The organism is Streptomyces incanus (assembly GCF_042656345.1).
Classification (GTDB): domain Bacteria; phylum Actinomycetota; class Actinomycetes; order Streptomycetales; family Streptomycetaceae; genus Streptomyces; species Streptomyces incanus.
This window is the reverse complement of the sequence record NZ_JBHSPC010000088.1, coordinates 39,276-39,728: the sequence shown is the minus strand read 5'-3', so window position 1 is coordinate 39,728 and position 453 is coordinate 39,276. Positions and strand designations below refer to the sequence as shown.

The window sequence follows — 453 nt, the reverse complement described above, 5'->3', positions numbered from 1 at the left end:
CCGACGGGTCGGCCGGGCCGGTGCGGACGCCTGCACGGAGAGCGGGCGCAGGCGGGTCGTCGTCTCCGACGGGGTCTCGGGGCGCGCGCCGGTGCCGCGGGCGTCCGTGCCGCCCGCGGTGGGGCGCTGCTCGGCGGGCTGTTGCTGTCCGGTGCGGGTGGGGCCGTGCGTGGGCTGCGGCGGCACGGTGGCCGAGCCGTTCGGCGGGGCGCTCGGGGACGGTGCCCCGCGGCCCACGGTCGGCGGGGTGTCCGGGAAGCGGGCGGACGCCCTCGGCGGGGGTGGCGGCGTGCCGCCCGTCCCCGCCGGTTCGCCTTGCCCACCGGCACCGAACCTCGGAAAGCGGGGCCGGGACGGCGAAGCTGCCGAGGACGAGGAAGCGGAGGGGGAGGAGAGGGACCAGGGCCGCCGCTGTCGTCGTCAGTGCGCGGTCGCGGCGGCCGAGGCGGGGCG

The 453-nt window shown here is 81.0% G+C and carries 1 protein-coding gene and 1 pseudogene; one reads left to right on the top strand and one right to left on the bottom strand.

Annotation, left to right across the window (positions count from 1 at the left end; all coding sequences use genetic code 11):
- Window positions 1-237 (bottom strand): annotated as a pseudogene (locus ACFP2V_RS26685) (hypothetical protein); the annotation flags it as partial.
- A gap of 10 nt (window positions 238-247) precedes the next feature.
- On the opposite strand from ACFP2V_RS26685, the gene ACFP2V_RS26680 reads away from it, so the two are divergent.
- Window positions 248-453, top strand: a 206-nt coding sequence (locus tag ACFP2V_RS26680; RefSeq protein ID WP_381217620.1) for a hypothetical protein, incomplete at its 3' end; no start/stop codon positions are given.